This window comes from Clostridium vitabionis (assembly GCF_015351765.1).
GTDB lineage: Bacteria > Bacillota > Clostridia > Lachnospirales > Lachnospiraceae > Clostridium_R > Clostridium_R vitabionis.
Window position 1 is genome coordinate 226,961 of sequence record NZ_JADKQA010000001.1, and the last position, 18,690, is coordinate 245,650.

17 protein-coding genes are annotated in these 18,690 nt (G+C 50.2%); all 17 read left to right on the forward strand.

What is annotated here, in order from left to right:
* The first annotated feature begins 11 nt into the window (after window positions 1–11).
* Window positions 12–797 carry a PP2C family protein-serine/threonine phosphatase gene (locus tag ISF27_RS00985; protein WP_194608287.1) on the forward strand — a complete coding sequence of 262 codons (786 nt, stop codon included), beginning with the start codon at window positions 12–14 and terminating at the stop codon, window positions 795–797.
* Window positions 790–1,590 (forward strand): PP2C family protein-serine/threonine phosphatase, encoded by an 801-nt coding sequence (locus ISF27_RS00990; protein WP_194608289.1) that lies wholly within the window; start codon window positions 790–792, stop codon window positions 1,588–1,590. Before ISF27_RS00985 ends, ISF27_RS00990 begins: the two co-directional genes overlap by 8 nt.
* The gene (locus tag ISF27_RS00995; RefSeq protein WP_194608291.1) at window positions 1,587–3,563 is read left to right on the forward strand and encodes a serine/threonine-protein kinase; all 1,977 of its coding nucleotides are present in this window, start codon (window positions 1,587–1,589) and stop codon (window positions 3,561–3,563) included. The genes ISF27_RS00990 and ISF27_RS00995 overlap by 4 nt, the downstream gene beginning before the upstream one ends.
* Before the next feature lie 33 nt (window positions 3,564–3,596).
* The gene (locus ISF27_RS01000) at window positions 3,597–5,816 is read left to right on the forward strand and encodes a PASTA domain-containing protein (protein WP_194608293.1); all 2,220 of its coding nucleotides are present in this window, start codon (window positions 3,597–3,599) and stop codon (window positions 5,814–5,816) included.
* A gap of 61 nt (window positions 5,817–5,877) precedes the next feature.
* Window positions 5,878–6,732: a hypothetical protein gene (locus ISF27_RS01005; RefSeq protein ID WP_194608295.1), complete on the forward strand. Its 855-nt coding sequence runs from the start codon at window positions 5,878–5,880 to the stop codon at window positions 6,730–6,732.
* 35 nt (window positions 6,733–6,767) lie between these two features.
* On the forward strand, window positions 6,768–8,081 hold the full coding sequence (locus ISF27_RS01010) for a CpaF family protein (protein ID WP_194608297.1): 1,314 nt from the start codon (window positions 6,768–6,770) through the stop codon (window positions 8,079–8,081).
* 26 nt (window positions 8,082–8,107) lie between these two features.
* Window positions 8,108–8,998, forward strand: a complete 891-nt coding sequence (locus ISF27_RS01015; protein WP_194608299.1) for a type II secretion system F family protein — start codon at window positions 8,108–8,110, stop codon at window positions 8,996–8,998.
* Window positions 8,995–9,897, forward strand: coding sequence for a type II secretion system F family protein (locus ISF27_RS01020; RefSeq protein WP_194608301.1), 903 nt, complete (start codon window positions 8,995–8,997; stop codon window positions 9,895–9,897). The genes ISF27_RS01015 and ISF27_RS01020 overlap by 4 nt, the downstream gene beginning before the upstream one ends.
* A 55-nt stretch (window positions 9,898–9,952) precedes the next feature.
* Window positions 9,953–10,204 carry a hypothetical protein gene (locus tag ISF27_RS01025; protein WP_194608303.1) on the forward strand — a complete coding sequence of 84 codons (252 nt, stop codon included), beginning with the start codon at window positions 9,953–9,955 and terminating at the stop codon, window positions 10,202–10,204.
* Window positions 10,205–10,252: 48 nt separating this feature from the next.
* Complete coding sequence (locus ISF27_RS01030; protein ID WP_194608305.1) at window positions 10,253–10,882, forward strand: prepilin peptidase; 630 nt, start codon at window positions 10,253–10,255, stop codon at window positions 10,880–10,882.
* Window positions 10,883–10,954: 72 nt separating this feature from the next.
* Window positions 10,955–12,361 (forward strand): WG repeat-containing protein, encoded by a 1,407-nt coding sequence (locus ISF27_RS01035; protein WP_194608307.1) that lies wholly within the window; start codon window positions 10,955–10,957, stop codon window positions 12,359–12,361.
* Window positions 12,362–12,366: 5 nt separating this feature from the next.
* Window positions 12,367–12,828 (forward strand): hypothetical protein, encoded by a 462-nt coding sequence (locus ISF27_RS01040; RefSeq protein WP_194608309.1) that lies wholly within the window; start codon window positions 12,367–12,369, stop codon window positions 12,826–12,828.
* Between the two features lie 94 nt (window positions 12,829–12,922).
* A complete protein-coding gene (locus tag ISF27_RS01045; RefSeq protein ID WP_207727360.1) occupies window positions 12,923–13,528 on the forward strand; it encodes a hypothetical protein in 606 nt (201 codons plus the stop codon).
* 100 nt (window positions 13,529–13,628) lie between these two features.
* Window positions 13,629–14,666, forward strand: coding sequence for an IS1595-like element ISSag10 family transposase (locus ISF27_RS01050; protein WP_002837184.1), 1,038 nt, complete (start codon window positions 13,629–13,631; stop codon window positions 14,664–14,666).
* A 23-nt stretch (window positions 14,667–14,689) separates the two neighbouring features.
* A complete protein-coding gene (lnu(C), locus tag ISF27_RS01055; RefSeq protein WP_019543803.1) occupies window positions 14,690–15,184 on the forward strand; it encodes a lincosamide nucleotidyltransferase Lnu(C) in 495 nt (164 codons plus the stop codon).
* 95 nt (window positions 15,185–15,279) lie between these two features.
* Complete coding sequence (locus tag ISF27_RS01060) at window positions 15,280–18,054, forward strand: hypothetical protein (protein ID WP_194608313.1); 2,775 nt, start codon at window positions 15,280–15,282, stop codon at window positions 18,052–18,054.
* 4 nt (window positions 18,055–18,058) lie between these two features.
* Complete coding sequence (locus ISF27_RS01065; RefSeq protein ID WP_194608315.1) at window positions 18,059–18,670, forward strand: hypothetical protein; 612 nt, start codon at window positions 18,059–18,061, stop codon at window positions 18,668–18,670.
* The last annotated feature ends 20 nt before the right edge of the window (window positions 18,671–18,690 follow it).

An 18,690-nucleotide genomic window follows, 5' to 3' on the forward strand; every position in this document is an offset into this window, starting at 1 on the left:
CGGGTGGGTTTATGAAATATGCATTCATTTATCGCACGGATGTTGGCACGACACGGGAGGTAAATCAAGACTCCCTGGTGATCCGCTCTTTATCCTTTGATGATTCGGATTCGCTCCTCCTTGCAGTCTGTGACGGCCTCGGCGGGCTTGCCGAGGGAGAAAAGATAAGCCGGGAAGCTGCGATGATGGCATCGGAGTGGTTTGACACGGAATTTGCCCCACTGGTCAGGGAAGGAGCCGATGCGGCGAATGTTTCGCTCCGGCTGAAGACTTTTCTGGAAAATACGAACAGCAGCCTGTTTTTTGCCAACCAGCAGAGGGGGATATGCGGCGGAACAACCATGAGCCTGCTCCTCCTCTGGGACGGATATCGGTTCATCGCACACGTCGGAGACAGCCGTATCTACGAGATCCAGGAGAAGGGAATGAATCAGCTGACGCCCGATCACTCCTGGGTTGCTCGCCAGGTAGAACTGGGAAAAATGACCCAGGAGGAGGCACTGCATTCCGGACAGAAGAATATCATTCTTCAATGCCTGGGAACAGAGAGGCAGCTCGCCAATCCATATCTGCACTATGAAAAGGCACCGGAGGACAGGGGATATCTTCTTTGCACCGATGGGTTCTGGCACCAGATGGATTCTGCAAGGCTGCTGGCTCATTTTATTCCCTCGGTATTTGACCGTGCCGGGGCAGATCAGGAGCTTGGAGCCGAAGTGGAAGCCATTAAGGATAAGGGTGAACAGGATAATATCACGGCTGTGGTTGCCGTAGCTCAGGGGCATGAGTATGGATAAAATCTGGACATCAGCCGAATTCAGCGACCCGGGAGGGAGAGAAATTAATGAGGATGCGGCTGCAGCTGCCGCGGAAGGAGACCGGCAGATTTTTGTGGCTTGTGATGGCCTTGGCGGCCATCGGTGCGGGGAGATTGCCTCCCACCTCGCGGCGGACAGAAGTATTCAAATCTTTCGGCATATGGCGGCACAGCCGGAATTTGATATGTCCGTATGCCTCAGCCAATGCTTTGAACTAAGCGAATCTGCGGTACTCAGCTATCAGTCGTCTCATCCGGAAGCGGCTGATATGAAAACAACCATGGTAATTCTGCTCCGGGATGGCGACAGGGTGCAATGGGGGCACATCGGCGACTCACGCCTGTATCTATTTAAGAACGGAAAAATGCGTTTTCATACGCAGGATCACAGTGTGCCACAGATGCTGGCTGCCGCCGGCGAAATCAGGGAGAAGGATATTCGTTTCCATCCAGATCGAAGCCGGCTTCTGCGGGTCATCGGTACTCCATGGCAGGGCAGGAAATATGTGCTGGGCGGGCCGGTGGAAATGTCCGGTGCGGAAAGCTTCCTCCTCTGCACGGATGGTTACTGGGAATGGATAATCGAGAAAGAGATGTTAAGAAGCCTGGCCGCGTCGGCAAGCCCCGAAGAATGGCTCTGGAAAATGAATGAGAAGATCCGGAAAGCCGGGGCGGGAAAGGAAATGGATAATTATACCGGGATCGCGGTTTTCTGCAGAAAGTCGCAGAGAAGGGGGCTTTTTGGCTGGATGAAAATGGATCTGCTGTCATGAAAATTTTGTGTTTGAACTGCATGAAGGTCTATGAGACCGAAGAAACTGGCGATCGATGCCCGCACTGCGGTTATGTTCGCGGAACACCACCGAAGGAGCCATTCGATCTGCCGGCAGAGACAGTCCTGTCAGGCCAGTATGTGATCGGAACAGCTGCCAGCTGTGGCGGATTCGGTATTCTCTATAAGGCTTACGACACAAAAAACCGTCGGGTTGTCGCGATCAAAGAGTATTATCCCGCCGGGATTGTAAGCCGGGAACCGGGAAAAAACGATGTTCTTGTCTTCGACAAAAAACGAACAGCGGAATTTGAAAACGGTATCCGCGGGTTTCTCGATGAGGCTAGAAATACCTCCCGGTTCTCGGAGTATGAGAATATTGTCAAGGTCTATGATTTCTTCGAGGCCAACCATACAGCTTATATGGTCATGGAATTCATGCCGGGCATTACGGTGAAGGAGTATCTGAAGATGCACGGTGGCAGAATGCCATGGGAGATGGCCAGGGGGATCGGCGCCAGCGTTGCCGAGATTCTCGCGGTTGTCCACAAGGGGGGCATACTTCACCGGGATGTCAGCCCTGATAATATTATGATCACGGATGAAGGCCGTGATGGGGTGGAACCGCGGGTCAAACTCTTCGATTTTGGCGCTGCCCGGTTTTCCGACACGGAGAGAGAGCACGACCGGCAGGTTATTCTCAAGATCGGTTATGCGCCGCCGGAGCAGTACAATCAGACCAGCATCCAGGGACCATACACGGATGTCTACGCGCTGGGGGCGACAATTTACCATTGTGTGTCAGGGATACTCCCGGCGGAGTCCCAGAACAGGCTCGAAGCGCTGCGGCGAGGGGAGGAAGACCCGGTAAAGCCGCTGCGGGAATTGGTTCCGGAGGTCCCGGAATATTTTAACAATGCGGTCATACGGGCGATGGCGGTGGAACCCAAATTTCGGTTTCAGAATATGAAGGATTTCCGCCGGGCACTGTGCGGAGAAAAGACAACAGAGGATGTGGAACACCATATCCGGCGATTGAAACGACGCCAGAGGCTTATGATCGGTGGAATCGCCGGCATGATCGGCGCAGGTGCAGTATTCTGCAGCGCGGTCTATCGAGGGCAGGCGAGAGCGGCTTCACTCGCCGGAACCCAGCTAGAGGTTATGATTGCAGGCACTGCGGAGGATGCCGGCCTGTTCCGGCAGATGTCGGAGGAATTTCAGGCAGATTATCCCGATGTCATCCTTACCATCACAAATGTTGATGAATCCGGGTATGAAGATGCCCTGAGAGAAAGGATTGATGGCGGCAATGCGCCTGATCTCTTCGAGCTGGACAGCCCGTCCGGGGAAAATGACGGGCATGCCGCAGCACTTGACAGCCTCTTCGTCATGCTCTCGGAGGAGGCGGAAGGCGGCAAGACGGAAGAAGAATATTTCCTCAGCCGGGATCAAAATTCCCACTTCGTGCCCTTGGAATGGGAGCCGGCAGTAAGGTATAAAAACCAGGCAATCTCTGCGAATTCCGGGGATGCTGGGGATGCGGCAAATTCTTTGGAGAATTTTCTCACGGAGAAGACTGGATCCTGCGTCGCCGGCGTAGGGAGTTACAGGACAGTTCAGGATGCGATCCCGGGAAAGTATCAGGTTTCCCTTCCGGATCATGACAGGACGCCGGTGCGATACCGCCACCTGATGGCCGTGAGCGCGAAGACAGATTCGATCACCCGTGAAGCGGCAGAGCGGCTTCTCGCCTATTATCTCGGAGAAAAGGCGCAGGATATCCTGTGCGTCAGGAATTTCACTGCGCTTCCGGTGAACCGCTCGACATTCCGGCTCTTTACGGATCAGGTCAATGTGGAATTGAATTTTCTTTCGGATTTTTCGCCGATGGATGGAAAACTTGTCAATGGCCAGGATTTTCAGCAGGCCTGTGATGATTTAGAAGCAGAACTTGACCAGGAGGGCAAATAGCCCGGAGGCCAGCAGAAGGGGGCAGGATATCAGATGCAGACACTCTGTATGGGATGTATGCGCCGCATCGATGACTCGGCGGAGCGATGCCCGCACTGTGGGTATGTTCCCGGGACAAGGCCGGAGAAACCATACTATATCGCGCCGGGCAGTTTCCTTCAGGGACGATATCTTCTCGGGAAAGTTCTCGGATCTGGCGGGTTCGGCGTGACGTATATCGGCTATGATACGATGCTCAGCCGGCGGGTCGGAGTCAAGGAGTATCTGCCGGGAGAATTTGCCACCAGGACAGCCGGAAGCACACAGGTAATGATCTACTCAGGTGATAAGGCAGAACAGTTCCAGGCGGGGAAAGAAAAGTTTCTGGAGGAAGCCGGCAGGCTCACAAAGTTTGAGAATACCCCGGAGATCATTCATGTCTATGGCTGCTTTGAAGAGAACAATACCGCCTATATGGTCATGGAATATCTGGAGGGAGAATCCCTGCGCAGGAAGCTCGAGCGCGATGGAAAAATGCCTGTTGAGGAGGCGGTTTTGATCGTCTTTGACGTGCTTCATGCGCTGGAAGCGGTTCACAGGGAGGGGATGATCCACCGCGACATCGCGCCGGACAACATTTTCCTGGTGAATGACCCTGAAACAGGGAAATATCGAACCAAGCTCATTGACTTTGCCGCAGCCCGCTATGCAACGACGACGCACAGCCGGAGCCTCACGGTTCTTGTCAAGCAGGGATTTGCCCCGCCGGAGCAGTACCGGTCGAGGGGTGATCAGGGTCCGTGGACGGATGTCTATTCCCTGGCGTCGACTTTCTATTATATGATTACAGGTGTCTACCCTCAGGATGCTCTTGAACGAAAAGTTCGGGATGGCTTAAAACCTCCATCGAAGCTCGGCGTCCGGATTGGCAAATATACCGAGACCGCACTGCTCAATGCGATGAACTTGAATATCGAGGATCGCACGCCATCGGCGGAGGCATTCGAAGAAGAGCTTCGCTCTCTTACCGTTGTTCGAAAGGTCGATCAGAAACAGAAAGCCGTCCTGGCTATCCCATTGTGGGTGAAAATTCTGGTTCCAGCCGCGTCGGTTGCTGTGATTGCATTTGCGGTGCTTCTTGGAAGCGGCCGAATCCGGTTCGCCCGTGTCCTTCCGGGGCAGCAGGTTCATGAGGAGGGAGTGGTGCAGGTTCCGAATGTCATCAATCAGGAGAGAGGGGAAGCGGAGAACATTGCCGCCGCGTCGGGAATCCTGCTCCAGATCACAGACAAGCAGTATTCGGATGAGATCCCGGAAGGGCGGGTGCTGAGCCAGGTTCCGGATGCGGGGGAAGAGGTTACGTCTGGGTCAGCATTAAACATTGTCATTAGCGCCGGTATTGAGCCGACATCCATCCCTTATATTATCGGAATGGAGGAGGAGGAAGCGCTCAAGGCGCTGGATGACGCGGGGCTTAAGGTCACTAGTGAACGCAAGAACTACGCGATGGCACCAGGTACGATCGCGGAGGTCACACCGGCAGTGGGAACCCAGACCGTGACTGGCACGGAAGTTTCTGTCGTCATCTCGGACGGCCTCCCGGGGGCGGATGAGACGAAGGATGAACAGGTGGACGACCTTACCGGTGCCGTATTTACTGACGCGGCAGCACAGGAAGCGGATAAATTTATTTATCTAGTGTCGGCAGGCACGGAATACAGTGATACCTATGCCCAGGGAACAATTATCCGTCAGGAAACGGCAGCGGGGACGACAGTGAAGCAGAACACGAATATTCCTGTTGTGGTAAGCCGCGGACCGGAGCTGTTCACCATTCCGGACGTCCAGTATAAGACGCAGGATGAGGCAATTCAGATCCTCGCCGATGCCGGATTCACCAGTGTCAGCGCCGTGCCGGCCTATGACGCGGCGGTTCAGGCAGGAAACGTTGTGACGCAGAGTGTGGCGGCTGGCACACAGGCCGCTGCGGGAACGCAGATTGTCCTCACGGTCAGCCAGGGGCCGCAGCCTCAGCAAGGCGCCCCTGCGGCAGGCAATTCCTCCGGCAGCGCGAATGGCAGCCATTCCAATCGCACGAAGAGTTCCGGACAACCGTCTGGGAACACACAGCAGCCGGCACAAGCCGGAAAACCGGCACAGGCTGGAAAGCCAGCACAGGCCGGAAAGCCGGCACAGGCCGAAAAACCGGCACAGCCCGAGACGCCGGCAGCCCAGGAACAGCATAATCCGCTTTTTGATCATATGGGGTACTGACAGGATAATCATGGCAGTGAAACGAGCATGGAGCAGCGGATCGGAGAAGGGAGAGGCAAGTATGAAAAAACAGTTGACAGGGATCTTGTTTGCGGCAGGATTTGCCCTCGCAGCGGCATTTCCATCCTTTGCTGCCGGATGGCAGCAGGATGCTGCCGGGTGGTGGTATCAGAATGATGACGGCAGCTATCCCAGGGATAGCTGGCTGCGGGTTGGCGGCACATGGTACTACTTTGATGGCAATGGTTATATGGCAACCGGATGGCGGAACATTGGCAACACGTGGTACTACCTCGACGCAAACGGGGCTATGCATACAGGATGGCTGGATGTGGATGGAGAGCGATATTACCTGGACAATAATGGCGCGATGAAAACCGGGTTCTTCCATATCTCCTCTGAACTTCCCAAATCGGAATATCTGTATCAGGCATACGCTGATGGCTCTCTCAAGCGGGGGCTTACGGAAAGTGACGGAACCCGCAAGGTCCATTATGACAAGGACGGTATTATCCAGTACAAGACAGGAAATTCCACGCTTGCCGGCGACGCAAACGATCTTTCGGCATGGCGTTACATTTACAATATCAGCGATATTGACCAGGAGACGAGGCAGGATGCCAATCTTGTCAAGTCGGAGCGCCAGGATCTCATGATCCGCTACAAATCGGATTTTGATGATAATGTGCGCGGCAAGGACAGCAGAAAGTATCCGAAGGCGCTGGAGCGCTGGCAGAGCAGGGTACGATATGCTATGAGCGGTTACCTCAGCCCGGAGGAAATCGAGGATTATATTGATTTTGTTTCCCATTACAGCAGACCCGACATCGATTTTGGTGACAGTACGACCATTGATGATGATGGTTTAACCGAGGCGTTTGGTTATGACTACTTCAATGAGAAGTACTTCAGCTAAACCATCAGGGGCTTTTCTCTCCCGGAGGTTTTGATTTGAATAAGACGGAAAAGCAGGACATTGTAGAGAAGGCAAGAAAACATATCAATCTGGAGATGGATGTCGGAAAGCTCAGCGATGAAGAGCTTCGCCGCACGATAGAGGGGATGGTTACTGCTTACACCGCCGGACAGTTTCTCAGCATTACCGAGCGCCTGGAGATTGTCACCGCGATCTATAATACGTATCGCGGTCTCGGCGGCCTTCTCGATTCGGTGATGACCGATCCGTCGATCACAGAAATCATGGTGAACGGGCCGAAGAATATCTTTGTAGAACGTGGGGGAACCCTGACGAAGATAGACCGGGAATTCCGGGATGAGGAAGATCTGACGAATACCGCCCGCAGGATTGCGAATGAAGCGCACAAGGAAATCTCGCCGGCCTCCCCGGTCTGTGACCTGGTCCTGAATGACGGAAGCCGTGTGAATATTGTTGTCCCGCCGATTGCCCTTGGGGGGACAACAATAACCATCCGGCGTTTTTCCAGAGACCCGATGACGATGGATAAACTGATCGAATTTGGTTCTCTTACGCCGGAAATTGCCGAATTTCTCAGAAAACTGGTCGAAGCCCGCTATAACATCTTTATTGCGGGAGGAACCGGGAGCGGCAAGACGACATTCCTGAATGCCCTGTCGAATTATATTCCAAAGGATCAGCGGATTATCACGATTGAAGACGCGCCTGAACTGCAGATTACCAATATTCCGAATATTGTGCGGATGCAGACACGCCAGGCATCCGCATCTGCCAGCAAAGAACGCGAGGTGACGATGCAGGATCTGATCCGCGCCAGCCTGCGAATGCGGCCGGATCGGATTATCGTGGGCGAGGTCCGCGGCCCGGAAGCGCTGGATATGCTTCAGGCCATGAATACCGGACATGACGGAAGTCTTTCCACCGGCCATGCTAACTCTGCCCGCGATATGCTGAGCCGTCTGGAGACTATGGTATTGCAGGGATCGGCGGGACTTCCGCTTCCGGCGATTGACCAGCAGATCGCGAGCGCGCTTGACATCATTATCTTTCTGTCAAGACTCCGTGATCATACACGAAAGACGATGATGATTACGGAAGTCCTGGATCGCAGCGTTGTTGATCTGGAAGAATTGGATCCGGAGGTGCTTCGTATGACTTCGGATTCCAGCAGCATCATCCTGAACCCGCTGTATACTTTTGAGGAAGATGAGGCGGCGTCCACCTTGTCCCATGTGGCGGGGCGGCTTATCCGCACGAAGTACCGGATGGTTGGCAGGGGGAAAATGCTCAGTGCTGGATTTTCCGAGGCGGATATTCCAGAGGTTTAAAGGCTGCCAGAAGAGGGAGGAGCAGGATGAATAAACCGGCGGGGAAGACCAGGCTGCCACATGTCCGTAAACCGAAGAAATCTCAGTATGTCCGGAATATGATGAATGACAGCGTCCGGGATTATCATGTTTATGTGTTGAACGTCTCGGAAAGAATGGTGGCCATGATCATCGGGTTCATCGCGGGCGGGCTCATCGGCATAACCTTCTACAGTGGTTTTTTTAAGATCTATGGGAAAGCCACAGTTATGACGCTGATTGCTGATACCATGATCTTTGCCGTCGCAGGGCTGGCCGGATCGGCTCTGGCTGTGCCGATCCGGAGGGGGCAGCTGCTGGAAAAGCAGCAGAAGGTACTCAGGGCACAATTCCGGGATATGCTGGAGTCAGTGTCGACTTCACTGGCTGCCGGCGAGACGACGATCGAGGCATTTCAGAATGCGTATCAGGATATGTGCAGTATTTATACTGCGGATGCGTATATCAGCAGGGAATTGAAAGAAATCAAGATCGGGCAGGAAAATAATATTTCCATTGAAGCAGTTCTCGGGGATTTTGCCTCGAGGAGTGACAATGAGGATATCGAGAGCTTCTATAGTGTTTTCCGGGTGAGCTACCGCGAAGGTGCGGCGATGGCAAAGGTTATGCAGAATACCTACGGAATCATCAGTGAAAAGATGGCGATTGAAGATGAGATCCAGAGCAAAATTGCAGCAAACCGTCTGGAACTTCATGCCATTATCGTTTCTCCCCTGTTGATTATTCTGCTGCTTCGTCTTACCAGTGATTCTTTTGCTGACGGATTCACGACACCGGCAGGGGTCGCGATCAATACCGCAGCCCTGGTGATTTTTGCTGTGGCATATTTCTGGGGTCAGAAGATCGTTCAGCTGAACAGAAAGGTGCATGCTTCATGAAGATGACGCTGATTGTCCGGATGATCCTCCTTATCCTGGGGATCCTGGTGTCTGCCTGGTACGCCTATCTTCTGCGCCGCGGCAGCCGATACGATATGATGATTGAAAATCTCCCCGAAAAAGGATTTGGTGACCGGGAACTGTTTTCTGCCGGTTTTGCCCTGGAGGAAACGAAGGCATTTGCCATGAATACTCCCCGTGGCAAAAAATTGATTGCGCAGGCAGGGCTGCTTTACCCGGAAAATGGCGGAAAGTATGCCGAGTACTGGGCGAGAATTTTCTGGGCACGGACGTTGAGCGCTGTTGTCCTGCTTAGTGCCGTCTTTCTCATCGGGGCGGCTTGCGCAAAAGACCTCCACACCCAGCTCATGGTTCTGGGCGCTGGACTGGCAGCTATTATTCTGATCTATAAAAGCGGCGTGGAAAGTATGGCGGATACGCTCCAGAAACGGGCGGATGACTGTTTATATGAATTTTCCAATATGGTTTCCAAACTTGCCCTGCTCATGAACTGCAGCCTGACGCTCAAGGATTCCTGGTATATGGTCGCGCAGAGCGGGAAGGGAGAAATCTACCGGCTGATGCGCGGTGCCTGCGACGAGATGAATAATGGTTTGGATATCACGCAGGCTCTCTATAACTTCGGCGTCCGGAGCAGTTCCCAGGAGATTCGGAAATTTGCGAATGTCCTGAATCAGAGCATTGCCCGCGGCGGGAGCGATGTCACGGAATTCATCCGGAATGAGGCGAGGGAGCTCGGCGGGCAGAAGCGGCAGATCCTTCTTCGCCGTGGCGATGAGGCTGCGATGAAGCTTCTGATGCCGACAGCGCTCGTTCTTGCCGGGGTTATGCTGGTGATTCTTGGCAGTGCCTTCAGCGGGCTGGATTCTTCATTTTGACATTAACTGCATAAGCAGTTAATCATACAAGAATAACTTTAAGGAGGAAATGAGTATGGAAAGCATGATGCAGTATGCCGGGGCAGCAAGGGACAGGCTGGATTCCCTGTATCTATCGGCGAAGTTACGCCTGCAGGCGGCGAAAGACCGTTTTATGGAGGAGACCGCAGGCTTTGAAATTGTCCAGGTGGTGATCATCATCGCGATAGCGCTTGTGGTTGCAATCGCTGTCAGGGGGATGGCTACTCATCTGATAGACACTGCTAATACTGAAATTACAAAGTTTGAACAGACATTGGGTAGTTAAGAAATCCGATAACCAAGAAGACTGTTTCTGTCTGGTCAGGGGAGCTCCATGAGGTTCTTGCTGGTTTTTATCGGCGCGCTTGTCGGCGTATGCGCCAGCGTGCTGAATAGTCATCTGGCAGGCAAAGAGGTAAGGGACAGGAGGGAACGCATACAGCTGTGCGCCGGGCTGGGTTCCGGCACACTCTGCGGCGTTCTCCTGCCGCTTCATCTTTCGCAGGCCGTATGGCAGATCATTTTCCTTTCCGTATTTTTTGTACTGCTGTTTGCTGCCCTGTCCGATATACGGACAAAGACGATTCCCAATTTTCTATCCCTCAGCCTGCTGATGGTGTTTGCCGCCCTGCAGATTTACAACGCAGCGGTTAACCGTGCTGATTTCCTTGCCGGTATGGCGGGCGGTTTTCTGGCGGCATTGATGATTCTGCTGTTTCTGCTGCTGTGCCGCTATTTTTCCAAGGGTGGGGTGGGAATGGGGGATATCAAACTTCTCACTTCGCTGGCGCTGATTCTAGGAATGCGCGGAATGTTCAGCCTGCTGTTTTTCAGTGAACTGATCGCGGTATGCCAGGTAATTTTCCTGCTGGTCCGTAAAAAAATGACTCTTCACGATGCACTGCCTTTTGCGCCATATTTTCTGCTGGGTTTTCTGGCAACAGTTGGATTCGGCCTATTCTGAGAACAAAATCGCGGTCAAATCAACAACACGGAGAAACATATTCGATACGTATGGAGATCTGGGGGATTTGCGATGAAAAAAATTCGTCTGCTCACCGTAGGCGCTTTGGCAGCCGGTATTCTCTATGCCGGAGCCGACATTGCCGGCTCGGCCTATACCGAAGCCCTTACACAGAGGAGAAACGCTTCGAGAGCCGCGGACTATTACGAGCGCGGCTTGTATCAGCTCGCCTATATGGCATATCAGAGCGCGGCGGCCCAAAATCCAAAAAAGGAATTCTTTCAGGGGGAGCTGGCTTCTGCTAAGGCATTCTATCAGGAAGAACCGAATCGAGGAGACATGATGCTGGAGAAGGCTTATCATTCTTACCTGGCAGCGTTTCCCGGGGATGAATCCATCTATGAGGAATTTATCCAATACGATCTGGACCGCGGCAACAGCCAGGAAGCAGCCGACACGGTCAACCAGGCTCTGGCAAATGGATTGAACAGCGATTTTCTTGAAGACACCAGGAAAAAGCTGTATTACCTCTTTGCTCCCGCGAGCGATGTGTATTCCTGGATATCCGGAACCGCGTATGAGGGATATTACCGCGTCCTGGGTTCTGACGGCTGGGGAACCATGTCGACACTTGGCAGCGAGATCATCACGGCGTCCAAATCCTATGTGGGAGCTGTCGGCGAAGATGGGAAGGCGGTATGCATTGACCAGCTGGATGACGAGACGGGGGATGCAGGGGAGACGGACAGCGAAGGTACCCGCCCGCAGCTTGTGGGAAAGCCGGGAGAGGCATATCTCTACGGTGAAGATCAGATAAAATATGCCAGATTTCAGGAAGACATCATCGAAGCGTTGGGATGTGGCGGAGGAATCCTTCCGGTGAAATTGTCAGGCGAGGATACCTGGACGTATCTGACGGATCGAGACCAGGTGCTTGCCGACGGCCTTGCCCAGGCGGGGATGTTTTCCTCCGGATATGCGTTTGTCCAGCCAGAGCAGGGAGGAACATGGCGGAAGATGAAAACCGACGGAAGTTTGTCCGCTGAGGAATATGAGGATGTCCGGCTGTGGGAAAACGGCTGCTACGGGAATGCGGACGCGCTGATCCTCAAAAATGGAGGCTCCTGGGAACTGTGCGGATCCGATGGGAAACCGAAGAGTTCACTTCAGGCGGAGGATATGGATGCCAATTATGGACAGCCGGTAGCCTACAAAAAAGATGGCAAGTGGGGGTTTGTCAATCAGGATGGCTCTGTCTATGCTGAGCCCCGGTATACCTATGAAGAGGTCAGAAGCTATTCCGGCGGCGTTGCCGCGGTAAAACAGGATGGCCTCTGGGGGTTTATCAGCCCGTCGGGAGAGATGGTGATCGAACCACAATTTGAGAAAGCCGGCTATTTTAATTCGGATGGGAGCTGCGAGGTGTGTTATCCCGGCTCGGCCGGAGATCAGCTGATTCATTGGGCAATTGGCAGGTGACGGCTATGCAGATGGTGATCACGGTGATCGTGACGGTAATCATTTTTGCACCGCTGACGATTTGGCTCAATTCCAGGCACCTTCTGGAATCACAGTCTGCCCGCATGGTGAGAAGAGCAAAAAGCGCCGGGCGTGTTGCGAAAGGAATTCTCGTCTTCTGTGAAAGAGAAACAGCTTTTTCTGCCAATCCGCCGGGGTCAGGCGGGCATACGAGGAACAGACTGTGGAAAGTCCGGTACCGATACTCTGTCCAAGAGGTAAATTATGAATTTGCGCCATTTCGTGTGACTATGAAAGGGGATTGCAGGCCGCCGGAAAACATAACGCTTTATTATCCTCCGGGGAAACCGGAGAAGGCGGTTCCTGAGAACTACAAAATTCCTGTCGGATCCAATTATTTTCTGCTTGCTTTGCTGCTCCTTGTTTTTTTCAGTATTGTGTATCGGTTTCTCGGACAGTTTTTTTAGGATAAGGGGCGAAATCAATATGGAAATCTCAGTCCTGGACGGTCGAAAGGGGCAACAAGTCATTCGCCGCAGAAATGATGGCGGACAATGCGGGATGGCAACGGTTGAGGCTCTTTTCACCCTGTCACTGGCATTGTTTATTCTTTTCTATCTGTTTTCGTATGGATTCTTTTTTTATCAGCGGTGGGCAGTTATTCATGTTGCTAATGATACAGCTGTACGTATTGCCGAGACTTATGCTTATCCCCAGTCGGATCCGGTGATGGGATTTGTGAGTTCGGCAATGCGCGCGGAAATCAGCCCGTATCGATACATGGGGAAGAAGCAGGCGGTACAAAATGCTGACAGAGCAGAAAAATATGCGCGTTGGTCGATGTCATTGAGCAGCCTCGCATATCAACAGGGGGATTTGGATGTGCAGGTCGATGAAATTCATGACGCACTGGCTGCACGGCATCTCAAGGTAACGGTAACGGGAACATACAAGCTTCCTTTCGGTGGAGCGCTCTCCTATTTTGGAGGAAATGGTACAGTGACGTATTCTGCGACCTCGTATGCGATGATCATGGATCCAGGAGACTATATCGATGCGCAAAACGCCTTGAAAAAGCTTTCCTCGGAAAGCTTCGGATCAGAAATATACAGCACCGTTGACAGTGTGTTATCTTTGATATCGAAAATGGCATCAGGGAAGAATTAATTGGTTTCGGAAGGCTCTGTCACAACAAATGGTTGATTTTTGACGAGAAATAGCGTATAATAATAGTAAGAAACAGTACCACCGAAGGAGGTAATTGGATATGCCTACTATCAAAGACGCATTAGATATTATCGGTAAGTTGACTGTCGCAGAGCAGGAAAGCCTTAAAACAATGCTTTTAAGTCCTGCCTTTGTAAAGTCTTTGAATATTGAAGATTTCGTAGCAAAGGAACGCTTTGCAAATGGTCGTGTATGCCCTCTTTGTGGCTGTATCCATGTAGTTCGCAATGGTCATCGTAAAGATGGCACACAGCGATATGTATGTAAGGATTGTGGCAAGTCCTTCGTGATTGCTACGAACTCCATTGTGTCTGGTACAAGAAAAGACTTGTCCGTGTGGGAGCAGTACATTGATTGTATGATGAATGGCTTATCCATTCGTAAGACTGCTGTTGCTTGTGGGATTCACAGAAACACCGCATTCCTTTGGAGACACAAGATTTTGGATGCACTTCAGAATATGGCAGACGATGTTACCCTTGACGGCATTATTGAGGCTGACGAAACTTTTTTCGCCATCTCGTACAAGGGCAATCATAGCAAGAGTAAGACATTTGCTATGCCACGCAAGGCTCATAAGCGTGGTCATTCTACACATATCAGAGGCTTGTCCCAAGAAAAGGTATGTGTTCCTTGTGCGGTTAATAGGAATGGCTTGTCTATCTCCAAGATTACGAATACTGGTAGAGTTTCTACAAGAGATTTACATCATATTTATGATGGTAGGATTAAGACCAATTCCACTCTTGTTACGGACAAGATGAACTCCTATGTGAGATTTACAAATGCCAATGGCATTGACCTTGTGCAGTTAAAGACTGGCAAAGCCAAGAAAGGCATTTATAATATCCAACATATCAATAGCTACCATAGCCAGCTAAAGAGGTTTATGCGTGGCTTTAACGGTGTTTCTACCAAGTATCTGAACAACTATCTTGTGTGGAATAACCTTGTAAATTACGCCAAAGAAAGCGACATGGAGAAAAGGAACATCTTCTTAACTTTTGTTTTGGCAACATTGAAAACTGCTAAATGCAGAGATTTATCAAACAGACCAGCAGTTCCTCTGGTCGCCTAATTAGAATTTGTGGAGATGATAAGATGGTCAATATAACAGATGTAAAACAGATTCTTCAATTTGCAATAGATGCGGAGATTAAAGTCTTTCTTGATGGTGGCTGGGGTGTAGATGCTCTTCTTGGATATCAGTCAAGAGCCCATAATGATATTGACATTTTTGTAGAAAAGAACGATTATCAGAACTTTATAGAAATAATGAAAGCTAATGGCTTTTATGAGATTAAGATGGAATATACAACATTGAACCATACTGTATGGGAAGATTTGAAAAACAGAATTATTGATTTGCATTGTTTTGAATATACGGACGAAGGTGAAATTCTTTATGATGGGGATTGTTTTCCGGTAGAAACTTTTTCGGGTAAAGGAAGAATTGAGGAAATAGAGGTTTCCTGTATTGAACCATATAGTCAAGTAATGTTCCATCTGGGATACGAGTTTGATGAAAATGATGCACATGATGTGAAGTTATTGTGTGAGACACTTCATATCGAAATTCCAAATGAGTATAGATAACTGCAAATAACAGTTTGTAGGGGAGTTCTGATACTCCCCTATAAAAATGGCTATTTATCAACTGTTTGTTGTGACATAGCCTTTCGGAAATACTTTTGGTTGAATTGATGGGGGATATCAGTATGCGGCGAAGATATCGATGGATAAATGGGGAAAAAGGACTTGTCTCTCTTCTCCTGGTTGTCTGTTTGCTGCCTTTTTATTCCTTTGCCGCAGCCCTGGAAGAAGGCGGCAGGAAGATGGCTGCCTCCAAAGCCATTTATGAAGCGGGATCTTCCAGCGCTTACTCCACATTGTCTAACTATGATGCTTATTTGAATGACCGGTTTGGGCTTCTTGCAGTGAGCCAGGGGAAGAACAGTTCGGATTCCGCTGAAGGCATGATCAATAAGACTTTTTCGGAATATTTGAACAAGCAGAAGACCATAGATACACGGGCTGCTTCTTTGACCGGAATCGCGGAAGGGGTTTATCCGCTCGGTGATATCAACGTGTTGGAGCAGGAAATCGAGCAGACCGCAAAAATCACAGTTCCAGAGGCGATGGTGAAAAATGGCCTTGATGTGGATTTTTTTGTCAAAGAAATTCAGAAAATACTTGGGGAAAAGATTTCCGTGAGTGCCTTTTTGGATTCCATTGCTAATTTTTGCAGCCTTGGAGAAAACTATATCGATATCGTGGTTGCCAGGGATGAGTTAAAGAAACTGATTGAGGAGAGATTACAAAAGGATAATGATGCCTACCGGGAGGCATATAACCGATGGAAAGATGCGGCAGCAGCTTGTGGAAGCATCGGGAATGATCCTTCAGCAGATCACACGGCGGAAATGCAGGCCGCGGAAGAGGAAAAGAAAAACTACATCATCCAGATAGAGAAAATGAAGGAGGATATCAGTGATCTACAGGATAAAGCCAATAAGCTGGACAATTCAAAATCCGATTTCAAATATGGTGCGGGAAGCTTTATTCTGGATTTGGGAAAAGACTACGCAGAATATAAGAAGAATGAAATAGCAAAGAATTATAAAGACGATAAAACCCATGTAAACGATACGTATCAGGGCTCAGTTGACAAGCTGAATCAGGAAAAAAAGCAGGGCAAGATTGGTCAGCAGGATTATAGCAGCGCGTTGGAAAAACTTCAGGCGGAAAAGAAAGACAAGCTGGAGAAACTGGAGCAGGACAAGAAGGAGCAGGAAAGAAAGTATAACGTTACTTCTTCAGCAATAAAAGGGTCGACATCGAGTATGGACGACTGGCAGCAGCAGGTCAATAAAAGCATAGAAGTTTTTGATTCGGATCTGATCGAGAAAACACTGTCAAATCTTGTTCAGGTGGAGAGCTATGTTCAAAAATATCCTGAAGGACAGGCCGTGGACGATAGCACCTGTTATATTGATTTGAGCAGCTTCACAAACGAGAATGTGGTGAATCAGTTAAATGATCACTCAGAGGATGGCTCCATTCAGGAAATCTGGGGTCTCCTGTCCACGTTAAAATCCATACTGCAGACGCTGCAGAGTACGACATGGCTTTACGATTCAGATCTTCGTGTTACCATTGACCAGGCGTTTTATGAGAAGCTTCCGAGCCGGCGGCCGGAAGACCGGGAATCGATCAAAAACGCGCATGAAGAATCAGACCAGCGGTTATCTCAAAAGTATCATGACATGATCAAAGCATCTCCCGATGAGACGGCGCCGTCTGTTAACCGGATTAGTAAACTTCAGGCGGATATTCACCGCTTTTTGACGGACATGGATGATATCGGGCAAGTGGGCAGTGCAGATGACATTGTTACTTATGCCGATAATTTTCGGAAAATCATAAAAAACTGTAAAAGTATAGCAAATGACATCACAAACCTCGCAGGTTCCTTCAAAATGAGTGCCGGAATGACCGCTGTCCAGAATCGGCTGCTGTTGACGGGCTATTATAACTATTATCTCCCCTGCCGGACAAATTATGCGAAATATAGTTCTAAGGGCGGGGTAACTGCTCCTGGCAATAGTGAATCTTTGACTTCTCTTCTGGATTTTGGGTTTATTCCCGATCTGGCAGATCGTTATGCTGTAAACAGTTATTCTTTTTCCGGCGCAGAGCTGGAGTACATGATTGGCGGAAAACCGGAGGAAATAAAAAACCAGGAAAGCACATTCTGGGATCTCTATATCTTGCGTCTGGTATCCACGGATTTGCTTTCGATTTTTTTGAACCAATCTTTTATGAATACGGCAGCCGCTTTTTTTGACAGTGCGGCGTTAGCAGTCGTGGGGGTGATTTATGTCGTTGCAGTGATCCTCGCGGAGCCATTGCTGGATTGCTTCATTCTGGTCAATGGAGGCGAGGAACCGATGCTCTTTAAAAAGACGATTTATTTGACCCCCGAAGGGTTACCAGAGCTGATCACTGATCTTGCCAAATGCCCGACCAAGGGAGAGGAAAATATCGCTGACTTCCTGAGAACTCAGGCGGAGAGCATGGAGGATAAGCCCAGCTATCATCAAGGTGAAGGTGAATCTGCAGCTGTACCCAGGGAAACTGTGATGAATGAATATGGGGAAGGGTTTCTCAAGAAAGATTATCAGGAGCACCTTTTGTTTTATATGCTGCTTTTTGGATCGAAAAAGACGTATCTGAAAAGATTTCAGGATATTATCACCATGGAACATACCCAGTACAATCATCAGGAGGCAAGTTCTGAGACCAGGGTGACCGGTTCCTATCCATCATTCGATATTGATTGTGCTTATACGATGGTACGGGCAGACGTTACTGGCACGGTTCGGCCAATCCTCCCTGTTCCGTCATCCATTCTGCCGAACCAGTCGCCATTTTCGATTCATCAGATTATTTATCGGGGGTATTGATGGGATGATGTATTTTTCCAGCCCGCCGGACAAAAGCCGCAGCGGCATCATTGCCATAGAGGCGCTGTTTGGCATTATGTTTTTTATGTTCTTCATGCTCACGATGTTCAGCTACATGGTCCTGTTCATGGCACAAAACATGATCGGGCACGCGATGATCCAGACCGCGGACAGCCTCGCGCTGGAGTCTTATGGGATTGAGAAGAATCATGATAAAACCATAGAAATCGGAGACCTGGCCGTCGCTATTGTGGAAAAATTGGAATCCGGCGCTGATCATCAGGGTGCAGATGGCACGGATACCGGAGAATTTTCTACGAAGGCACGCTGGTTTGACAAGAAAGAAAGCGGCAGGGTTCCCAAGATTGTAGAGAAGCGCTTTGAAGCGTATTTTGCCGGCGGCCCGGAGAGAACGAAAGAAATTCTGAACGTCCTTCATGTACATAACCTGGAATTCAAAGATTCGAAAGTGGAGAATCAGGATCTTGTCATTACTGCGAGCTACGACATTGATCTTTTATTTGGCTATCATATCGGTTCGCACAGGATCGGAAAATATCAAACGAGCCAGCAGGTTGTTTCCAGATTATGGAGCAAGGGGGACGGGGAAAACTGATGGGTAACTGTATATTCAGA

Bases quoted from the DNA above. Each gene is read 5' to 3' on its own strand.
- ISF27_RS01035 (WP_194608307.1), top strand. From the start codon at position 10,955: ATGAAAAAAATTCGTCTGCTCACCGTAGGCGCTTTGGCAGCCGGTATT.
- ISF27_RS00990 (WP_194608289.1), top strand. From the start codon at position 790: ATGGATAAAATCTGGACATCAGCCGAATTCAGCGACCCGGGAGGGAGA.
- ISF27_RS01030 (WP_194608305.1), top strand. From the start codon at position 10,253: ATGAGGTTCTTGCTGGTTTTTATCGGCGCGCTTGTCGGCGTATGCGCC.
- ISF27_RS01045 (WP_207727360.1), top strand. From the start codon at position 12,923: ATGGCAACGGTTGAGGCTCTTTTCACCCTGTCACTGGCATTGTTTATT.
- ISF27_RS01015 (WP_194608299.1), top strand. From the start codon at position 8,108: ATGAATAAACCGGCGGGGAAGACCAGGCTGCCACATGTCCGTAAACCG.
- ISF27_RS01050 (WP_002837184.1), top strand. From the start codon at position 13,629: ATGCCTACTATCAAAGACGCATTAGATATTATCGGTAAGTTGACTGTC.
- ISF27_RS00995 (WP_194608291.1), top strand. From the start codon at position 1,587: ATGAAAATTTTGTGTTTGAACTGCATGAAGGTCTATGAGACCGAAGAA.
- ISF27_RS01025 (WP_194608303.1), top strand. From the start codon at position 9,953: ATGGAAAGCATGATGCAGTATGCCGGGGCAGCAAGGGACAGGCTGGAT.
- ISF27_RS01065 (WP_194608315.1), top strand. From the start codon at position 18,059: ATGATGTATTTTTCCAGCCCGCCGGACAAAAGCCGCAGCGGCATCATT.
- ISF27_RS00985 (WP_194608287.1), top strand. From the start codon at position 12: ATGAAATATGCATTCATTTATCGCACGGATGTTGGCACGACACGGGAG.
- ISF27_RS01005 (WP_194608295.1), top strand. From the start codon at position 5,878: ATGAAAAAACAGTTGACAGGGATCTTGTTTGCGGCAGGATTTGCCCTC.
- ISF27_RS01020 (WP_194608301.1), top strand. From the start codon at position 8,995: ATGAAGATGACGCTGATTGTCCGGATGATCCTCCTTATCCTGGGGATC.
- ISF27_RS01040 (WP_194608309.1), top strand. From the start codon at position 12,367: ATGCAGATGGTGATCACGGTGATCGTGACGGTAATCATTTTTGCACCG.
- ISF27_RS01000 (WP_194608293.1), top strand. From the start codon at position 3,597: ATGCAGACACTCTGTATGGGATGTATGCGCCGCATCGATGACTCGGCG.